The following is an 18,260-nucleotide window of genomic DNA, read 5'->3' as shown; positions in this document are numbered from 1 at the left end:
GACGCCTGCCGCCTATGCCGAATCACTCATCCGGAAATCGGCTACATTAGCCTCGGACTCTAAAGCTCGCTGCTACTGAAAACGGGGGGACGTCGCGAGATTGCGAAAGAGCCCCTGAAAAAAGCTGAGGGCGCCTTGTCGGCGCCCCCGTGGTTCAGTCCTGAATGCCCGGTGTGATGCACAAATAAAAGGCCGAAAAATTATAAAAATCATAGAAGTACGTCGGGACTCTAGACCTCGTTGGCTTTCTAAGGGGAGTTTCCGCTAAGCCTGAGTTTTCGTTAACCTACTGATCTGTAGGTGTTTGTCGAATTTTATTAATCCCGAGGCAGGCCTTAGCTGAGTTCCGTTCGTTTTTCTGAGAAAACGATAACTGTATCGTGAGGTTGTTGGCGTCTACTTTACATCCAGGCGAGCTCAATAGAGCTTGATGGCCGGACGGCAAGCTGCGCGTACTGATGACTTCCCTGCTCGATGGCGGCAATTTCCCGGCCGTATCCTGAACTTCTTCCGGACTATCGTTATCACTTTCTTACCAACAGCAAGCCAGCAACGCACCTCGCAGCCCTAACGCACATTAAGAAAAAAGACTTGAGGACGGGGATGCCTGCCGTGCTGGCAGAGCTTCTCACTCACATCGCCAAGTCCTTGCGGAGGGACTAGGCATGGCGGTGCTGTCGCGACGGGGCCGCCCCGTGGATTGGAGGCCAGTAGGCGTGAATGCGCTTGAAACGAATGCGTTAAAGGTCGTCCGCTCGGCTGACAATCGATCCGTCATCGCCGGCCCCGGCGCAGGCAAGACAGAATTGCTCGCGCAACGCGCCGCCTATCTACTTCAAACAGGGTTTGCACCTGCACCAAGGCGTATCCTCGCGATCAGTTTCAAGCGTGACGCAGCGACAAACCTCGCTGCGCGAGTTCGACAGCGCTGCCATCGCAATCATGCCGAGCGCTTTGACTCAATGACGTTCGACGCCTTTGCAAAAGGGTTGATCGACCGCTTTGGTCAAGCATTGCCTGAGCGCTGGCGACCACGGCCCGACTACGAAATCATGTTCCCCGGTGGTCGAGATTGCCGTGAGTTCCTGTCTCGACAGGTCGGGGCACCTCCAGCATCGATCGGCACCCATGCTGACATCGAGGCCATATCTGCGAAGGCTTTCGAGCGTCGGCACCTAGTTGGATCCCTTCAAGCTCTGGCCGACATCGATCGCCAAGCACTCGCTGGTGTAGTTATCGACAATCGGCAAGGTGCGAAGCCGACGGCCATCGAACAGTGCGTCAGCCACAAAGTCCATGCTCCATATCTCGTTGATGGCCGATGCGTGCCTCTTCGGCTGCCGCAGACGAGCCGCCTTGTTTCGCCGCGGCCGATGATGGCGTAACGACAGGCCCATCTCACGATAGAGTCGATAGACCCGCTTGTGGTTGTCCTTCCAGCCTTCTCGCCTGAGTAGCACATGTACCCGTCGGTAGCCGTAATGCACGCGCGTCGAGGTGATTTCCTTGATGCGCATGATCAGCGGTGTGGCATCCCGAGCCTGGGAGCGATAGCCATAGACCGAGCGTGAAATCTTCATCACGCCGCACGCTTGGCGCTGGCTCGCCCCGAACCGGCTGATCAGATGATCGACGAGATCTCTGCGGCGAGAAGGCTTCAGAGCTTTTTTGCGAGGACGTCCTGCAGCATGGCTTTGTCGAGCGAAAGATCGGCGACCAAGCGCTTGAGCTTGCTGTTCTCTTCTTCCAGTTGCTTCAGGCGCCGCAACTCCGAGGGGCCCAGCCCCCCGTACTTCTTGCGCCAGTTGTAGAAGGTCGCATCCGAGATGCCCATCTTCCTGCAGACCTCAGCCACCGGCGTGCCGATGTCCGCCTGCTTCAGGGCGAAGGCGATCTGTTCTTCCGTAAACTTCGATTTCTTCACAGCACAATCTCCTTTCAACATCACGAAAATTGTGCCGAAAATTTCAACTCAAAATGCTACGAAATTTCGGTGTGGCCTCAAAGTCGGTTGAATGGAACCGGCTGGAGGAACTGAAACCGGAAAAAGTCCAACAGTAATCTGGATGGGAGAGGCGATTTTGTGCAGGCTCAATTTCTATCGCGGGCCACGAGCAGGTGCGCGGCCATGGATCTGCCTCCCCATTTCCCACAATCAGATCTTCGCGGCGTGCGCCTCCCGCGCCTTGCGGGCGAACATTTCCGTAACGATCCCCTGGATTTGCGCTACCGAATACGGTTTCTTCAGTACTATGACGCCACGAGAAGCCAGCATCTGCTGATCGTCTTCATGTAACGGTGCTGACGGACACAGAATGATGCCCATCAAGCGAGTCTCCGGATAGTCCATGGCTCCCATCGCAATTGCGATGCCATCGATGTCTGAGAACTCCGGTGATAACACCCACAAATCCGTGTTCGATCGCAGTAACCGAACGACAGAATCCAGTCCCTTTTCGGAGGCGGCGACATCCAGTGGGAGAGCCAAAGCGTTCAGGGCGTTGACGAGCGCGGATCTGGTTTTGCTGACCGGATCGGAGACAAGGATCGAGAGGCGATCACCGCCATGTGCCCTCTTTCCGAGTAGGGCCTCCACCGAGGACATTCCGATCCTTCTGTGTCGCCCGTGCGTCTTCCAGGCCTGCAAAACGCCCTGATCCACATAGCGCTGGATCGATGTTACGCCGACCCCCAGCAATCTGGCGGCTTCTGCAGTCGTGCAGTAAGCCTCCACTGGAGAGTCTGGCGCAATGGCAGGAGGTTTCTTCGATGGCATTTCGACGTGATTCCTAAAGAAGGTCGAATTGTCCGCGCGAATGTGTATGTGCCAAAAGTAACTATTTCACGATTTTGGCAATAAAACCCATTGCTGGTTCGTGTCTCTGTCGAGTCATCAAGGTGGCGTTGCAATGCCGAAATACCCAAAACGCCCAAATCGTTGACTTATCCTTGTATGCCGTTTAGATTGACGAGTACCTGAACGGGATCGGCGAGAAGCATTTCCGATTTTCGGCCCGGCGCTTGTATTCGCGCCCTCTCTTCAGATTTCCAACGTCTTTCGGGGTATTCGTTATGAAGAGTCAAAGTCGGTATGCAGATGTGGCACCTCGGTGGTCCGTAGCGCAACAACTTAAGCGAGCTGTCGCCGGGGGGCTGGCATTCGCGTCGCTCGCTTTCGGGGGGGGCGCGCTGGCGCAGGAAGTCATTCCGGATTTTTATCGTGATCCAGGCCTGTACCCGAACCGTGCCTACGTGAATCAGAGCGCGAACGAGCATATCGACCCCTTCACCGGTGCCTTGCAGTGGCACTTCACCGACATTCACCTGCCGGGCAACGGTGGATTTGACCTGAAGGTCACCCGCTCCTACAACAGCGCGACCATCAATCCCGACAACCCGGCGGCAAGTTACGATTCAATAGCCGGCCTTGGCTGGACGATACATTTCGGGCGGGTTCTCAAGACCAAAGATGCCTATGTCTGCCTGAACAAGAATGCACTATCGGTGGTTGATAACCCTGCCCTTGAGCTTCCGGATGGAAGTCGCCAATTGCTGGCCTTCACGGGTTCTACGTCACCACTCTTGCTGAGCACACAACGCTGGCGCGCTGACTGTGCTCCGGCGGGCCAGACCGGTCTCATCGTCTATTCGCCGGACGGCGTTCGCTACGACATGACTCAAGTTGTCAATGTAGGGTCCGGCGTCAGTCCTGTCTATGCCTTCTACACGACAAAGATCACTGACCGTAACGGCAACTATGCAACGGTGAGCTATGCCAATGGCTCGTCTCCGGAGATTACTTCGGTGACGACCAGCGACGGGCGTTCGCTCTCATTTTCCTATGCTGACAGCGGCACCCTGACCCGTCGAATTGCCTCAATCACAGGCTCTGGCGGGCAAACCTATAGCTATGGCTACCAGGATGTTTCCGGAGTTGCCGGACTCTATTACCTGACGACCGTCACGAGACCCGGGGGGACGACCTGGAATTTCTCGTATAACGGCAATCTTGGTGGTCCGGCCGGCAGCTATCTGATGAACCGTGCGACCTATCCGGAAGGCGGCTACATCAACTACAGCTACGGCTATGTCTATTTTGATACACAGGCAAATCCCTCGTATCGTACCGATGTCGTAACCGCGAAAAGTCTCAGCATTGGAGGCAGCTGGAGTTTTGCTTATACCCCGGGCAGTCTGAATAACTACGACACCACCACGGTCACCTCTCCGGTTGGCACCACGACTTACAAGCACATCGGCCCTAACTACTCCTCTTCGGGAACGGTCTGGATGGTCGGCCTGCTGATGTCCAAGACCACAGGTTCGCTGCAGACCGAGACCTATACCTGGACAAAACAGAAGATCGGTAGCGAGAACTTCCTTCGTCCGGGGCAGTTCGTGCTGAAGGTCGATGCCGGAGAAACCAATGCTCCGTTGATGACGCAGCGCACGATCACCCGCGATGGCGCAACCTACACCACGTCCTACAGCAACTTCGATGCCTACGGAAATCCGCAGACGGTGAGCGAGTCCGGCCCCAATGGTGGTGCCCGCACAACCTCATTGAGCTACTACATCAATACAACGAAGTGGATCGTCAAGCAGGCGGAGAACGAGACATTCACCGGCAGTTCCATCACTCGTAGTTTTGACGCTAACGGCAATCTGACGGCAATGACTCGTGACGGTGTAACGACGACCTATGCCTACGATGGCGAAGGCAATGTCACCACCGCCACCCTGCCACGAAGCCTTGTGCATTCTTTTGGTAGCTACAAGCGCGGTATTCCGCAAACAGAGAGCCAACCAGAAGCGATTGCTCTGTCCCGCGTTGTTTCTGAGGCTGGCAACGTTACCTCGGAAAAAAACGGCGAAGCCAAGACTACGACCTTTGCGTACGATGCCCTGAACCGTATGACAGCAGTGGGCTATCCCGTTGGCAATGCGGTATCTATTGCATATGCGAAGAACTCCAAGACGGCTTCCCGTGGTTCGCTCATCGAATCGACCGTCATTGATGGCTTCGGTCGCCCGACCAGCATTACGCTCGGCGGTGTGGCCAGAACCTACACCTACGATGCACTGGGTCGTCGGACTTTTGCTTCAAATCCTGGCGCCAGCACTGGAACTAGCTACACCTACGACATTCTCAACCGCGTGACCCGTGAAACGAATGCCGATGGTACGTATCGTAGCTACACCTACGGCGCAGGCACCATTGCCGTTACTGACGAGCGCTCCAAGGTGACCACGCAGGCCTTCCGTGCCTACGGAAACCCGGATCAGCGGGTGCTGATGAGCATTACCGCGCCCGACACCACGGCGAACGTCACGATTGCCCGCAACACGAAGGATCTCGTAACTTCCGTGGTGCAGGGAGGCCTGACGCGCAAGTACGCCTACAACGCCAACTACTACCTGACCTCGGTCACCAACCCGGAAACCGGAACCACCACCTACGGTCGCGATGTCGCGGGCAACATGACCTCGCGTACGGTGGGCGCATCCGGAACGAGCAGCTACACCTACGACCGTCAGAATCGCCTGACGGCGGTGACCTACCCCGGCACTACACCCTCGGTGGCGCAGACCTACAGCAAGACGCACAAGCTGAAGAGTGTGGTTTCGTCGGTAGCAAGCCGCAGCTACACCTACGACGCCAACGACAACCTCACCGGCGAATCGATCGTGGTCGATGGCATCACGCTCACCACGGGCTATGCCTACAACGGTAAGGACCAGCTTTCCTCGATCACCTACCCGCAGTCGGCACGCGTTGTCACCTACAGCCCGGATGTACTGGGTCGTCCAACTGCGGTCTCCGGCTACGTGACCGGCGTCACCTACTGGCCCTCCGGCCAGGTGAGCCAGATCGCCTATGCCAATGGCACCGTCAGCAACTACGGCCAGAATTCGCGCCTGTGGCCGAGTAGCTTCGCGACCCAGAAGGCCGGCACCTATTACAACAACGCCGCCTACACCTATGACGGCGTGGGCAACCTGACGGCAATTGCCGACACGGCCGATACCAGCTTTAACCGCAGTGTGACTTACGATGCCCTCAATCGCCTCTCGACGATCACCGGGCCATGGGGCAGCGGCACCATCGCCTACAACGGCACCGGCAACATCACCAGCCAGGTGTTCGGTACGGCAGGCCTGTATTACACCTATGACGCCCAGAACCGCCTGTCCAGTGTCTCGGGAAGTCGCGCGGGCAGCTACACCTACGACGCCTACGGCGACATGCTGACCGCACCGGGAGCGACCTACACCTGGGACGGTGCGCCGAACTTGCTGTGTGTCAATTGTGCCGATACGGCAAACAAGGTTGAAAACAGCTATGACGGCCTCAATCAACGTGTCTCGGTCACCAAGGGGGGCGTCAAGACCTACGAGGTCTATGGCTCGCACGGCAACCTGCTCGTGGAATACACCCCGAGCCAGGCCGGCAAGCTCGTGGAATACCTCTACCTCGGCGGCAAGCGTGTTGCCCAACGTGAAACCACCCAGTGACCGGAATTGAGGACAGACAAATGATCAAGACATTGAAAACCTGGATTTCCTCGGCACTGCTGGTAGCAGGACTGACCGTGGTTATGAGTGGCCACGCGGCAACCGAGAAGGTCACCTACTTCCACAATGACATCTCCGGCACGCCGATGCTTGCGACGGACATCACGGGTGCCGCGGTGTGGAAGGAGAACTATCGGCCGTATGGCGAGAAGCTGAACAAGCCGGTTGCCGCAGACGACAACAAGGTTGGTTTTGCCGGCAAGCCGTTCGACAACAACACCGGGCTTTCGTACATGGGGGCGCGGTATTACGACCCCGTGCTCGGGCGCTTCACCGGCATTGACCCGAAGGAGGTCTCGCCGAGCGATCTACATAGCTTCAACCGCTATGCTTATGCGAACAACAATCCATACAAGTTCGTGGATCCGGATGGGCGGAGCGCGATTGATGTTGCATTCCTGTTGTACGATCTTGGCAAGCTTAGTCTGGCCATCTACTCTGGAAATCCTTCTGTAATTGGTGGCGCAGCGGCTGATGTAGGCTTGAGCGTAGTAGGTGTGGCAAGCCCAGTTCCAGGAACTGGGCAGGCTCTGAAGGCCGCTCGGGTTGCAGAGCATGGCGTTGAGGCCGCTAGAGCTGCGGATCGGGCCGTAGAAGCAGTAAAAGCGGAAAAAACTTACCAGACCTATACGAAAACCAATGCAAAAACGGGGGAGGTTTACTGTGGCCGAACTAGTGGTTGCGGAACCCCTATTGAGAACGTACTTAATAGGGATGCAAATCACCATATGAATGAAAGAGGTTTTGGTCCAGCTAGGCTGGATAAGTCATCCTCAAGCAGCGAGGCAATTCGTGGGCGCGAACAGCAAATGATTGATGTATTCGGTGGCGCCAAGTCGACGGGGGGGTCGTCAGGAAATGCAATCAATGGTATTTCCCCGAGCAACCCTAATGGACAAAGATATTTGGATGCCGCCAAGAAGGAGTTTGGAGGTCCATGAATAAGCAACGGGACAAGATTGGCGCTCTTTTTTCACTAGAGTTGTCAGCAGGACAGATCGCATTCGGTCGAAAAGTGAATAAAGAAGAGAGTGTTTTTTTCGATTTTGTGACGGACACGCTGTCGCCTGAGTCAATAGCAAAAGCGTACGAGTCCCGTGTGGCATTCAGAATACCTGTAATGAAATATGCAGTTACTTCTGGACGATGGAAAATCGTCGACTGTAGTCGTCCTGTTGGGCCGGAACTTGCCCAGCCAGGAAAATATTTCATGCAGGATAAATTAACAGGGGCGTTTTCTATTTATCAGCAAGGGGAGATATCTCCTTGCGATAGGATTGATGTTGAGGGGCTTGAATGTGCAGCTGTGTGGGAGCCGGAACATGTTGAGGATCGGCTGCGAGATTATTTCGCTCGGAAGCCAAATCTCTGGTTTGAGCAATTGAAGCCTGTATGACGCGTGGAAGATAATTGCTGATTCCGACCGACTGTTGAACGAATTTATTAAGGTGGAATAATGAAAGAAGCTCGAATCGCATTGCTTAAAGCCGTTGAGCAACGTTTTATTTATTTTGGATATAAATTAAAGTCGTCGGAGCGGGCTTGTGTACGCCATTTTTTGGGCGGGCGTACATTCTTGCACTAGCATTTGTTCAACACCCAACTGATTTCGATGTTATTCAGATGTCGCAGTTCGATTTGATGCACTAGAGGAACTTGTAAATGCTAACAACAAGCTCCTCGGCAAGCAGGAAATAAACCGAACTTATTCATTGGGTGCTGAACTCGGCAACATAGTGGGGAAGGGTCAGATTCGATGGGCGGTAAGCTCAATTGCCGATGCTGAAAGTAAAGTAGCAAAAAGTCGAATCTCTCTTTCAATCGGTTGGTCTTTCATACCTTGAACGAGGAGCCGCACTGGAACAGGCATATAAATATAAGCTTCTGACATGCTCGGACCGAAGTTCCTGGCCACATAAACCAGTACATGCGTCGCGAGCAAACGGATCGTCGGCTTGACAATGCTGTTGTCCAAAGGACATGAGATTTCGTCGCGAGTGACCGAAACTATCCATTTTGTTGAACCCATTAAAGATTCTGGGATAGACGATTTCAAACGATTTGTCGCCAGCCTCAACATCAAAATTTGACACGGGGCGCATACGCCACAGTTCATGAGCTCTGCACACACTACAAATAGTTTTGGTGCTTGCTATTTTTGACTAAGCCTAGTGAATGCATATCAATACCAAACGAGGGTTCACCCTCCTTGAGCTCCTCGTTGTCATCGTCATCATCGGTTTGCTCGCCGCTTACGTCGGACCGCGCTACTTCGCCCAGTTGGGCAAATCCGAACGCAGCACGGCAAAGGCGCAGATTGAAGGCTTTGCTCGGGCTCTTGATGCCTACCGCCTCGATCTCGGCCACTACCCGGCAACGGCACATGGGCTCAATGCCCTCGTGATTCGACCTGCCGGCGAAGTGAAATGGAACGGCCCCTACCTGCAGAAAGCGGTACCGTCCGATCCTTGGGGTAACGCCTACACCTATCGCTCTCCCGCTCAGGACGGCGGCGACTTCGACCTCCTGTCCTATGGCCGGGATGGCATTCCAGGAGGCCAGGGCGAGGCTGCAGATATCTCCTACCGTTGAGTGCCCGGAACAGAAATTCATGCAGTCCCAGCCCTCGCGGCCCCCGTCGCCGCCATCCCCCGGCTTGCCTGCCGCCGACCCGGCCCGGTCCGGCGTGCAGCTACGCTACCGCGATGCAATGGGCGTTGCGCATAGCCTAACCCTTTCCGACGTCACAGAACGCGATGCACTGCGACGCGCGGCAGAACAAGGCTGGGCCGTCCTTTCCATTTCCGCCCTGATCGAAAGTGGCCAGGAAGCATCGCTTCGCGGCGAGCGCTTCCCACTGCTCCTTTTTAGCCAGCAACTGCTGGCACTGCTTGAGTCCGGCCTGACGCTGACCGAAGCGATCACCACGCTGCTCGCCAAGGAAAAATCCCCCTCGACACGATCGGTCCAGCAGCGAATCACCGAACGCCTGGCACAGGGGGAGAACTTTTCCGACGTGCTCGCCCGCCTGCCGGACGCCTTCCCGCCGGTCTATATCGCCACCGTCCGGGCCTCCGAGCGTACCGGCGACCTGCCGCAGGCACTGGGGCGTTACATTGCTTACCAGCAGCAGTTCGACGAAATTCGCAAGAAACTCATTTCCGCCGCCATCTACCCGGCCATGCTGCTGGTCGTGGGCGGCTTCGTCACGCTCTTCCTGCTGGGTTACGTCGTTCCCCGCTTCAGTGCCGTCTATGAATCGGCGGGACGAACCGTGCCCTGGTTGTCCTCCTTGCTCCTGGGCGTCGGTAGCACCATCCGCAACCATTGGCTGATTGCCGCCGCCGCATTGCTCTCGGCAGTCGGCGGCATCGCAGTCGTCGCGTTCAGCCCGACGCTTCGTCGTGGCCTTCTCGAACGATTCCTCCGGCTGCCCTGGCTCGCCGGGCGTGTGTCCGAGTTCCGGCTGGGCCGCTTCTATCGCGCCTTGAGCCTGCTGCTCGCCTCGGGGATTCCGCTGGCCCAGGCGATGGGCATGGTGTCCGGACTGCTCGGGCCGCGGGAACAACGGGCGCTTCAGGATGCCCGTCGCGATGTCGAGGAAGGCCATACCCTGTCGCATGCCTTCGTTGCGCACGGCTTGGCGACCCCGGTCGCCGAACAACTGATCCGTGTTGGCGAGCGCTCCGGCCAGCTCTCGGCCATGCTCGAGCGCACCGCCCGTTTTCACGACGACGATTTCTCGCGCTGGGTCGACTGGGCCTCGCGCCTCCTTGAGCCGGTGCTCATGGTGGCGATTGGCGGCATCATCGGCACGGTCGTCGTGCTGCTCTATGTGCCGATCTTCGAACTGGCCGGGAGTCTGCAGTGATGGAGGCCCTCGCCATTCCCGTTCTCGACGAGAATCTGCTCACCCGGGCACGTTCGCGTTCGGCGGAAACCGGTGAGCGCCTGCCCCCCGCCCTGGCCGCCGTGAGCGGGGTGACACCGCTCGCACTGCTGGCGATGCTCGGCCAGGCCTTCGGCTATCCGGTGGTGACGCTCAGCATCCTGCGCACCTGGGCGCCCTGGTTCGACGCCATCAGCTTTCGCGAGGCGCAGGAGCGCAAGCTGCTTGCGCTTGCCGCAGTTGCCGAGGGCAAGCCGACGCTGCTGCTGACCGATCCCTTCGATGCCGCTGCCGAGGACTGGGCCTTGCGCCGCTTGCGTGCGGCCGGCTGCGAACGGTCGCGGATCGTACTGGCTGCCCCCGAGGATCTGGAGCTCTATCTTGCCGAGCAGGAAGCCGCCATCCAGGCCATCGATGGCTTCGAGGCCGGTGCGGACGATCTGGCCGATGCCGACGACGGCGTGCCGGTGATCACGCTGTCGTCGATCGATTCGGACGAAGCCCCCGCAGTCAAGCTCGTCAATTCCACGCTCTACGATGCGCTGAAGCTGAAGGCGAGCGACATCCACCTCGAATGCGAGAGCGACGGCTTGCAGGTGCAGTACCGCATCGACGGCGTGTTGGTGCCGGTGACCCGCGTCACGGGGCGCGCACTGGCCGAGCAGATCGTTTCTCGCGTCAAGGTCCTGGCAGAACTCGACATCGCCGAGCGGCGTGTGCCGCAGGACGGACGCTTCCGCGTGCGCGTCAATCGCCTCGACATCGATTTCAGGGCCTCGATCATGCCCACGATCTTTGGCGAGGATGCGGTACTGCGCCTGCTCGATCGTCAGGCGCTGGTCGACGCCGCACAGAACCTCCGGCTCGACCATCTCGGCCTCGACGCCGGCAGCATGGCGCGTATCCGGGAACTCGCCGAGCGCCCGCACGGCATGCTCCTGGTGACCGGACCGACGGGCTCCGGGAAGACCACGACACTCTATGCCACGATCAGCGAGATCCACACCGGGCGGGACAAGATCGTCACGATCGAGGACCCGGTGGAGTACAGGCTCTCGCGCGTCCGCCAGATCGCCGTCAATGAACGCAAGGGCCTGACGTTTGCGCGCGGCCTGCGCTCGCTGCTGCGCCACGACCCCGACAAGATCATGGTCGGCGAGATCCGCGACGAGGAAACCGCACAGATCGCCGTGCAGGCGGCGCTGACCGGCCATCTCGTGCTGACCTCGGTACATGCCAACAATGTCTTCGACGTCGTCGGGCGTTTCCTGCACATGGGCGTCGATCCGTCGAGCTTTGCGGTTGCGCTGAACGGCGTGGTGGCCCAGCGTCTGCTGCGGCTCAACTGCCTGCTGTGTGCCGAACCGGCGATACCCGATGAAGAGAGCTTGCGGCGTCTGGGAAACCCTTTGCCGGAAGGTGGCTGGGCCGCGTATCGCCAGGGCCGCGGTTGTGCCCATTGCCGTGGCACCGGCTATCGCAGCCGACGCGCCATTGCAGAAGTACTCTGCCTCGACGACCGTTTGCGCGAACTGATCGTCGGGCGAGCCCCAATCTCCGCCTTCAAAGCCGCCGCGGCCGAAGCCGGCCTGCGACCGATGCGCGCGGTCGCGATCGGCATCGCCGCCGCCGGTGAGACGACCCTTGAGGAGGTGCTGCGTGTGGCGGGCTGATGCAGCGCTCGAATGCTTCCTGGTGCTGGGGGCCGCGCATCTCGAATGGGGCGTCGGTCGCCGCCAAGGCGCGGCGATGGTCTGGCAATCGCGGCGCCGTCTGGCCTTTGCCGATGGGGAATCGTTTTTGTCGGTGCGCGTTGCGTTGCATGATCTGTCCGATACATTGCGTGAGTCGCCTAGCCAGACCAGCCCGGACGATCCGGGCCTTACTGAGGGGGCTGCACTGCGCGTGCTCGTATCGGAACGCTGGATGTCGCTGACCGATTTCCCCTGGCATCCACAACTGGCCGACACGCCAAACGCAGATTCTTACCTGCGACATGCCTTGGTCGATAGCGGCCATAGCCTTGCCCCCGGCGATCGGCTGACGTTCGATGCCCCGGACTGGGGCGAACGTGTGTCAGTTGCGATGTGGCCGGAAGGCCTTTGCCAGACGCTGGAAGAGTTCGCCGCGACGCTGCGCCTGCGCTTCGTTGGCTTATTGCCTTTGCCCCTTGCCGTCTGCGCGCCTCCATCCCGTGAAGCGGCCGGGCCTGTAGCTATAGCTATTGTCGAGCCCGGATGGATGCGCTGCTACGCCGCAATGAACGAGGTACCGGCTTGCCTGCGCCCATTGGGTGAGCGCATTCCCGTCGATGCAGAGGCGGATATCGCGGCACACTGTGCGCGCCTGCCCTTGCGCTGGCCTGGCCTGCAACTGCCGGTGCGCGCGGTTTTCCTCGGCACCGATCTACCATTCTCTTTTCACGAACGACTTGTCGGGGTCAATGCCCCCTCGGGCGAGTGGCCGCTGCTGAATCAGGCCGAGCATGCCTGGCCCGGTCTTGCCGGGCACGGACTCGATGCCGCGCCGGCGCTGCCCGCACCGACTCAACGCCAGTGGATGGTGCTGGGCGGCCTAGTGGGCCTGCTGTCGCTGGTAGTGACACTCCTGGTAATCGTCCTCGTGCGGGCACCGGCGGATCGATCATCGCGACCGGTGGCCGAGATCGCTCCCGTTGCATTGCAGACGGTCGATCCACGACGCCAGGCCGCCGTGGCTGGCGCGGTAGAAATGCTCAACCTTCCGCTCGATGCGCTGATGCGCCAGCTGGTACCGCCTCAGGACATCCGTGCACTGCCGATCGACCTCGAGATGGGGCGAGAGGCGAGCGTCCGCGACGGCCCAGCGGGCGTCACGATGAAGCTGCTTGTAGAGTCGCCCACCGCCGAAGAGATGTCGCGCTATGTCGCCTTCCTGGCCGACCGGCCGCAGATCGCCCGAATCCAGTTGCTGCGCCACGAAGTCGTCGAGGCCGAGGCTGCCCGGCCCTATCGCTACCACCTGGAGCTGCGATGGAAAGACTGACCGGGGGCGATGGACCGATGATGCTGATTCACAGCGGTCTTTGGCGGGGGCGACGTGACTTGCGCGTGGCGCTACGACGCCAAGGCATCGCGGGGGCTGCCATTGCCGGCCTGGGCGCTATGCTGCTCGTTGGCGTGATCGCGCTGGTCGCACAGGACTTGTCCAACCGCCGATCGATCTCGGCCTCGGTATTGCTTCAACCGACACCCGCCGCGAGTCCGAACGTCGCACAAGATCACATTGCGGCTTTCGAGGCGCGTCTCCTGCCAGCGGATGACGTGGCCGACGTGATGCGTGATCTGCTGACCACCGCACAGGCCAGCAACCTGGCGCTCTCCCGTGGCGAATACGCCCGGGAGGAGGATGCCGCTGGCGGCTTCGTGCGCGTGCGCATGAGCTTTCCACTGCGCGGCGAGGGCGAAGCGATTCATGCCTATCTGCTGTCTTCCCTGGCAGCCCATCCGGCGCTCGCCCTCGAGCGCCTGCAGATGCAGCGGGAGCGTAGCGATGCCCGCGACTTTGAGGCCAGGATTCACTGGGTGCTGTTCGTGCGCTCAGCCTCGTCGTCTGCGTCATTGAAGGGGCGGCAATGATCACCATGAATCGCCGGCAGCGCGTCATCGCTGCAGTCTTGCTCGCCACGCTGGTGGCGGCCTTGCTGTCCCCCGATGCGCCGGACGATGAGCTGGCGCTGCCGCCCCCGTCAGCGCAACGTGCCGGCTCCCCGATCGTACCGACGCCGGTGTCGCCCGTGGTGTCGAATTCGGCGCCAACGACCGTTCCCCCATTGCATGCCAGGACATTGGCCGATCAACCGCTGGGCCTTTTCGCGGCGCCCCCGCCACCGGCGCCGCCGGTTCCCGAGGTGCCTCCACCTGTGGCGGCGCCCGAGCCGCCGCAGGTTCCGCCCTTGCCATTCCGCTTTCTCGGGCGTTACCGGGATGGCGGGCGCGAGGTGGTGTTCGTGAGCTTCAACGACCGCAATCTCGTAGTCGGAGCAGGCGACATCGTTGAGGGCGTGTATCGCGTCCAGTCAATTGCCGGCAACGTGATGCAGCTGATTTACCTCCCGCTCCAGCAAACGCAGATTCTCGAGATCGGCCAGCCCTTATGAAGGACCTCGCCTCCATGCAGTTGACTACTTTTCCCGCTGCCGTCCGCCAGCGTTGCCTTTTGTTCCTTGTGATGTTCTCGGTCGCACTCCTGGCCGGCTGTGGCGGGATGTTTGCCTATCGGGAGGGCGTCAGCCTGATCGAGCAGAACCAGCCTGAGGCCGGGTTGCAGAAGCTGGAGGAGGCTGTTCGCAAGGAACCGCGCAACGCCGAATATCGTCTGGCGCTTACCAGGCAACGTGCCGTACAGGTGGCGAAGTGGGTGGCCGCTGGCGACATGGCACGCAAGGAAGGGCGTCTGGACGAAGCGGACGCGGCCTATGCCCGGGCGCTGATGCTCGATCCCGGCGCGGCGCAGGCGCGCCAGGGCTTGGGGGCGGGGGCGATGCTACGCCGTCATCGTGCGTCACTGCTCGATGCCGAATCGCGACTGCGCCAGGGGGGCGAGGCTGCCCAGGCGGATGCGCTCGCCAGGGTGCGTGCGGTCCTTGCCGAAAATCCATGGCACAAGGAAGCGCTGGAACTGAAGGCGCGCATCGAGGCGATCGCCCCGCCACAGCGAAGCAGCGATCTCCGGCTCACCGAAGCTTTCCGCAAGCCTGTCTCGCTGCAATTCCGAGATGCCCCGGTTCGTGCGGTGTTCGATGTCATCGCCATCGAGTCCGGTCTCAATTTCGTTTTCGATCCGGAGGTGCGTCCTGACCAGAAAGTTACGATCGTCGTGCGCAATACCTCCGTCGAGGAAGCGGTCCGGATGATCCTCACGACCAGCCAGCTCGAACAGAAAGTGCTTGGCGGCAATTCGGTGCTGATCTATCCGAATTCGCCACAGAAGCAGCGGGAGTACCAGACGCTCGTGGTGCGCACCTTCTACGTCGCCAATGCCGACGTCAAGATTATCGCCAATACCCTGAAGACGATCGCCCGGATTCGCGACATGGTGGTCGATGAGCGTCTCGGCCTGATCATCGCGCGAGATTCGCCGGACGCCATCCGCATGGCGGACCGCCTAGTGGCCTTGCAGGATCTCAGTGATCCGGAGGTGATGCTGGAAGTGGAGATCATGGAAGTGAAGCGCTCCCGCCTGATGGAGTTGGGGGTCCAGTGGCCGAACCAGCTTTCCCTATCTCCGCTCCAGACGCCCGGTGCGCCGCTGACGCTCGCCCAGCTGCGCGCCATCAACAGCAATACGACGCAGGTGACGGTCGGTAGCGTGGCCATCAATGCCTACCGGACCGACCAGGACGGCACCCTGCTGGCCAATCCGAGCATTCGCGTGCGCAACAAGGAAAAGGCGAAGGTGCTGATCGGCGACCGCGTGCCGGTGATTACGACGACTTCGACCTCGACGGGGTTCGTGGCGGAGTCCGTCAATTACCTCGACGTCGGCCTGAAGCTCGAGGTCGAGCCGAATGTGCATCTCGATGAGGAGGTGGCGATCAAGGTCGGGCTGGAGGTGTCGAGCCTGACCAAGGAGGTGACAAGCAAGGCCGGGACATTGGCGTATCAGGTTGGCACCCGGGGGGCGAATACCGTTCTGCGCCTGCGCGATGGCGAGACACAGGTCCTTGCCGGCCTCATCAGCGATGAAGAGCGTGCCACGGCAAACAAGCTTCCGGGCCTAGGCGACCTGCCGATCCTCGGGCGTCTGTTCGGCAGCCAGAAGGACGACGGCCAGCGCAGCGAACTCCTGCTGTCGATCACGCCGCGCATCCTGCGTTCGATTCGCCGGCAGGATCTGTCGGTGGCCGAATTCGAGTCGGGTACCGAAGCCAGCCTCGGGGCGCCCAGCCTGCAGATGACGACAACGACAGTCTCATCGGATGCGCAGGCCCCTGTACCGCTCCAGCCCCCGGCCGCACCAACAGGGGCAGAAAGTGCGCCGGCGAACCTCAACGCACCGCTGACGGAGATGCCTGTTCAATGAAGGCCCGCGGCTTTACCTTCGTGGAGCTGATGATGACCCTGGCCATCCTCGGAGTGCTCGCGCTGGTGGCCTTGCCTTTGGCGGAATACAGCATTCGCCGGGAGAAGGAGCGGGAGCTGCGCAATGCGCTTATCGAGATCCGGACGGCCATCGATACCTACAAGGGGGCTGCCGAGCAGGGGCGCATCAATGTGCCGCCGGGCGATTCCGGCTATCCGAGAGCCTTGGGCGAACTGGTGGAGGGGGTTGTCGATCAGCGGAGTCCGGTACGGCAGAAGCTCTATTTCCTGCGGCGTTTGCCGGCCGATCCGTTTGCTGCGCCCGGCGTGGATGCTTCGCTCACCTGGGGCTTGCGAGCCTATGCGTCTCCCCCGGACATGCCGGTACCGGGCCGGGACGTCTTCGATATCTATTCCCTGTCTCCGCTCGCCGGCTTGAACGGTGTTCCCTATCGGCAATGGTGAGCCGTCTCATGTTCATTCCGTTGCGCCTGCGGGGCTTTACGCTGATCGAGATGCTAGTGGTGATGGCCATCGTGGCGCTCCTGCTGTCGCTGGCGATGCCGCGCTATTTCGGGGCGCTGGATCGCTCCAAGGAAACGGTTTTGCGCGAGAACCTGAAGGTGGTGCGCATTACGATCGACAAGTTCTATTCGGATACCGGCCGCTATCCCGCGTCTCTCGATGAACTGGTAGAGAGGCAGTATCTGCGTAGCCTGCCGCTCGATCCGCTGACGGAATCGAGCGCTACCTGGATTCTGGTCGAGCCGCGTACGCGCGGCCTGACCGGCATTGGCGATATCCGAAGCGGCGCGCCGGGAGCCACCCGGGAGGGGATTCCCTATGCGACCTTCTAAACGGGGGCGTGACCAGCAAGGGTTCGCCTATGTCTGGATTCTCCTGACTGTGGCGCTCCTCGCCATTGGGCTCGGTGTGGTGCTGGAAGTCGATGCGACGGCCGAGCGGCGGGAGAAGGAGATGCAGTTGCTGGCGGTCGGTGAGGAATTTCGGGCGGCGATTGAAAGTTACTACCGGGCGCCATCGGTCGCTGGCGCGAGCGAATATCCCCCACGGCTTGAGGATCTGCTTGAAGACAGGCGGACAGGCGTCCTGCGGCGGCATCTGCGGAAGATCTACCCGGACCCGATGACGGGGAAGGCGGAGTGGGGGCTGGTGCGGGTCTCGGGAGGGATCGTGGCAGTGCATTCGTTGTCGGATCGAGCGCCACTCCGGAAGAGAGGTTTTTCAGATGGGGATCACCTGCGAGCAGCCAGCAAAAGCTATCGGGAGTGGCTGTTTGGACCGTCTGGCTAGGGTTTGTCGGCCAAGAAGCTGCTGGCCAGCGGCGCTCCTCCCAGGGAGGTGGCCAAGAACCTCGGCGTGTCCATTCCGACGCTCTACCGCTGGGTGCCGGCCTCATCGCACGCTTAGCGTGCTTTATTTTCCGTTTTCTGAAGCGACCCCATGATGACATGCTTGGCACCAACCAATAGGCAGTGCAGTTCTGGGAGGGAGAAAACCGAGGGCAGATCACGGCCGGTCAGTAAGAAAAACGAGGCACGCGTGAAAATGGTGGTTACTTTGGTTGCGTCTGGTAAACGTGATCAGCTTGGGCAAGATGAACTAGGCTGGCAAGCCAGCGACGTCCCCCCCGAATTGAGTAGCGCGTGACTTTAGAGTCCAATCCACGACGACAAGGAGATTGGACATGAAGAAGCGCTTTACCGAAGAAC

At 59.9% G+C, this 18,260-nt stretch carries 16 protein-coding genes and 2 pseudogenes; 15 read left to right on the top strand and 3 right to left on the bottom strand.

Features of this window, described 5'->3' with window-relative positions:
- Nucleotides 1–665: 665 nt before the first annotated feature.
- Nucleotides 666–1,004: pseudogene (locus GGD90_RS18160) on the top strand (UvrD-helicase domain-containing protein); the annotation flags it as partial.
- Nucleotides 1,005–1,178: 174 nt separating this feature from the next.
- On the opposite strand, the pseudogene GGD90_RS17605 reads toward GGD90_RS18160, so the two are convergent.
- Together GGD90_RS17605 and GGD90_RS17600 are read right to left on the bottom strand one after the other, a co-directional pair.
- Nucleotides 1,179–1,924, bottom strand: a pseudogene (locus tag GGD90_RS17605) (IS3 family transposase); the annotation flags it as partial.
- A gap of 231 nt (nt 1,925–2,155) precedes the next feature.
- On the bottom strand, nt 2,156–2,776 hold the full coding sequence (locus GGD90_RS17600) for a MerR family transcriptional regulator (RefSeq protein WP_153118077.1): 621 nt from the start codon (nt 2,774–2,776) through the stop codon (nt 2,156–2,158).
- Between the two features lie 296 nt (nt 2,777–3,072).
- On the opposite strand from GGD90_RS17600, the gene GGD90_RS17915 reads away from it, so the two are divergent.
- From GGD90_RS17915 to GGD90_RS17585, 3 genes are read left to right on the top strand one after another with little or no spacing between them, the layout of a single operon-like run.
- Nucleotides 3,073–6,516, top strand: coding sequence for an RHS repeat domain-containing protein (locus GGD90_RS17915; RefSeq protein WP_221227833.1), 3,444 nt, complete (start codon nt 3,073–3,075; stop codon nt 6,514–6,516).
- 20 nt (nt 6,517–6,536) lie between these two features.
- A complete protein-coding gene (locus GGD90_RS17910; RefSeq protein ID WP_221227832.1) occupies nt 6,537–7,517 on the top strand; it encodes an RHS repeat domain-containing protein in 981 nt (326 codons plus the stop codon).
- A complete protein-coding gene (locus tag GGD90_RS17585; protein ID WP_153118079.1) occupies nt 7,514–7,972 on the top strand; it encodes an Imm26 family immunity protein in 459 nt (152 codons plus the stop codon). Before GGD90_RS17910 ends, GGD90_RS17585 begins: the two co-directional genes overlap by 4 nt.
- 351 nt (nt 7,973–8,323) lie before the next feature.
- On the opposite strand, the gene GGD90_RS17580 is transcribed toward GGD90_RS17585, so the two are convergent.
- Nucleotides 8,324–8,605, bottom strand: coding sequence for a hypothetical protein (locus tag GGD90_RS17580; protein ID WP_153118081.1), 282 nt, complete (start codon nt 8,603–8,605; stop codon nt 8,324–8,326).
- A gap of 146 nt (nt 8,606–8,751) precedes the next feature.
- On the opposite strand from GGD90_RS17580, the gene gspG reads away from it, so the two are divergent.
- The 11 genes from gspG to GGD90_RS17525 are packed head-to-tail and all read left to right on the top strand — an operon-like array spanning nt 8,752 to nt 17,958.
- Nucleotides 8,752–9,168, top strand: coding sequence for a type II secretion system major pseudopilin GspG (gene gspG, locus GGD90_RS17575; protein WP_153118083.1), 417 nt, complete (start codon nt 8,752–8,754; stop codon nt 9,166–9,168).
- A gap of 19 nt (nt 9,169–9,187) precedes the next feature.
- Complete coding sequence (locus tag GGD90_RS17570) at nt 9,188–10,447, top strand: type II secretion system F family protein (RefSeq protein WP_184415297.1); 1,260 nt, start codon at nt 9,188–9,190, stop codon at nt 10,445–10,447.
- Nucleotides 10,447–12,138 carry a GspE/PulE family protein gene (locus GGD90_RS17565; protein WP_153118102.1) on the top strand — a complete coding sequence of 564 codons (1,692 nt, stop codon included), beginning with the start codon at nt 10,447–10,449 and terminating at the stop codon, nt 12,136–12,138. Before GGD90_RS17570 ends, GGD90_RS17565 begins: the two co-directional genes overlap by 1 nt.
- Nucleotides 12,125–13,489, top strand: coding sequence for a hypothetical protein (locus GGD90_RS17560; RefSeq protein ID WP_153118087.1), 1,365 nt, complete (start codon nt 12,125–12,127; stop codon nt 13,487–13,489). The genes GGD90_RS17565 and GGD90_RS17560 overlap by 14 nt, the downstream gene beginning before the upstream one ends.
- Nucleotides 13,477–14,082, top strand: a complete 606-nt coding sequence (locus GGD90_RS17555) for a hypothetical protein (protein WP_153118089.1) — start codon at nt 13,477–13,479, stop codon at nt 14,080–14,082. The genes GGD90_RS17560 and GGD90_RS17555 overlap by 13 nt, the downstream gene beginning before the upstream one ends.
- Nucleotides 14,079–14,603: a hypothetical protein gene (locus GGD90_RS17550; protein ID WP_153118091.1), complete on the top strand. Its 525-nt coding sequence runs from the start codon at nt 14,079–14,081 to the stop codon at nt 14,601–14,603. The genes GGD90_RS17555 and GGD90_RS17550 overlap by 4 nt, the downstream gene beginning before the upstream one ends.
- Nucleotides 14,604–14,617: 14 nt before the next feature.
- On the top strand, nt 14,618–16,528 hold the full coding sequence (locus GGD90_RS17545; RefSeq protein WP_184415295.1) for a secretin and TonB N-terminal domain-containing protein: 1,911 nt from the start codon (nt 14,618–14,620) through the stop codon (nt 16,526–16,528).
- Complete coding sequence (locus GGD90_RS17540) at nt 16,525–16,992, top strand: type II secretion system protein (protein WP_153118095.1); 468 nt, start codon at nt 16,525–16,527, stop codon at nt 16,990–16,992. Before GGD90_RS17545 ends, GGD90_RS17540 begins: the two co-directional genes overlap by 4 nt.
- A gap of 8 nt (nt 16,993–17,000) precedes the next feature.
- Nucleotides 17,001–17,384, top strand: coding sequence for a type II secretion system protein (locus tag GGD90_RS17535; RefSeq protein ID WP_153118097.1), 384 nt, complete (start codon nt 17,001–17,003; stop codon nt 17,382–17,384).
- Entirely contained in the window at nt 17,371–17,841 is a 471-nt protein-coding gene (locus GGD90_RS17530; protein WP_153118098.1) for a type II secretion system protein, read from the top strand. The genes GGD90_RS17535 and GGD90_RS17530 overlap by 14 nt, the downstream gene beginning before the upstream one ends.
- Nucleotides 17,842–17,844: 3 nt before the next feature.
- The gene (locus GGD90_RS17525) at nt 17,845–17,958 is read left to right on the top strand and encodes a helix-turn-helix domain-containing protein (RefSeq protein WP_456114923.1); all 114 of its coding nucleotides are present in this window, start codon (nt 17,845–17,847) and stop codon (nt 17,956–17,958) included.
- The last annotated feature ends 302 nt before the right edge of the window (nt 17,959–18,260 follow it).

It is taken from the genome of Rhodocyclus tenuis, assembly GCF_014197755.1.
Taxonomy (GTDB): Bacteria; Pseudomonadota; Gammaproteobacteria; order Burkholderiales; family Rhodocyclaceae; genus Rhodocyclus; species Rhodocyclus tenuis.
Note: the sequence above shows the minus strand (reverse complement) of the source record. Positions and strands in the feature narration are given on the sequence as shown.

Coding starts and splice junctions, on each gene's coding strand:
- GGD90_RS17535 (WP_153118097.1), top strand. CDS start 17,001: ATGTTCATTCCGTTGCGCCTGCGGGGCTTTACGCTGATCGAGATGCTA.
- GGD90_RS17600 (WP_153118077.1), bottom strand. CDS start 2,776: ATGCCATCGAAGAAACCTCCTGCCATTGCGCCAGACTCTCCAGTGGAG.
- GGD90_RS17570 (WP_184415297.1), top strand. CDS start 9,188: ATGCAGTCCCAGCCCTCGCGGCCCCCGTCGCCGCCATCCCCCGGCTTG.
- GGD90_RS17540 (WP_153118095.1), top strand. CDS start 16,525: ATGAAGGCCCGCGGCTTTACCTTCGTGGAGCTGATGATGACCCTGGCC.
- gspG (WP_153118083.1), top strand. CDS start 8,752: ATGCATATCAATACCAAACGAGGGTTCACCCTCCTTGAGCTCCTCGTT.
- GGD90_RS17585 (WP_153118079.1), top strand. CDS start 7,514: ATGAATAAGCAACGGGACAAGATTGGCGCTCTTTTTTCACTAGAGTTG.
- GGD90_RS17910 (WP_221227832.1), top strand. CDS start 6,537: ATGATCAAGACATTGAAAACCTGGATTTCCTCGGCACTGCTGGTAGCA.
- GGD90_RS17550 (WP_153118091.1), top strand. CDS start 14,079: ATGATCACCATGAATCGCCGGCAGCGCGTCATCGCTGCAGTCTTGCTC.
- GGD90_RS17555 (WP_153118089.1), top strand. CDS start 13,477: ATGGAAAGACTGACCGGGGGCGATGGACCGATGATGCTGATTCACAGC.
- GGD90_RS17565 (WP_153118102.1), top strand. CDS start 10,447: ATGGAGGCCCTCGCCATTCCCGTTCTCGACGAGAATCTGCTCACCCGG.
- GGD90_RS17545 (WP_184415295.1), top strand. CDS start 14,618: ATGCAGTTGACTACTTTTCCCGCTGCCGTCCGCCAGCGTTGCCTTTTG.
- GGD90_RS17530 (WP_153118098.1), top strand. CDS start 17,371: ATGCGACCTTCTAAACGGGGGCGTGACCAGCAAGGGTTCGCCTATGTC.
- GGD90_RS17580 (WP_153118081.1), bottom strand. CDS start 8,605: ATGGGTTCAACAAAATGGATAGTTTCGGTCACTCGCGACGAAATCTCA.
- GGD90_RS17915 (WP_221227833.1), top strand. CDS start 3,073: ATGAAGAGTCAAAGTCGGTATGCAGATGTGGCACCTCGGTGGTCCGTA.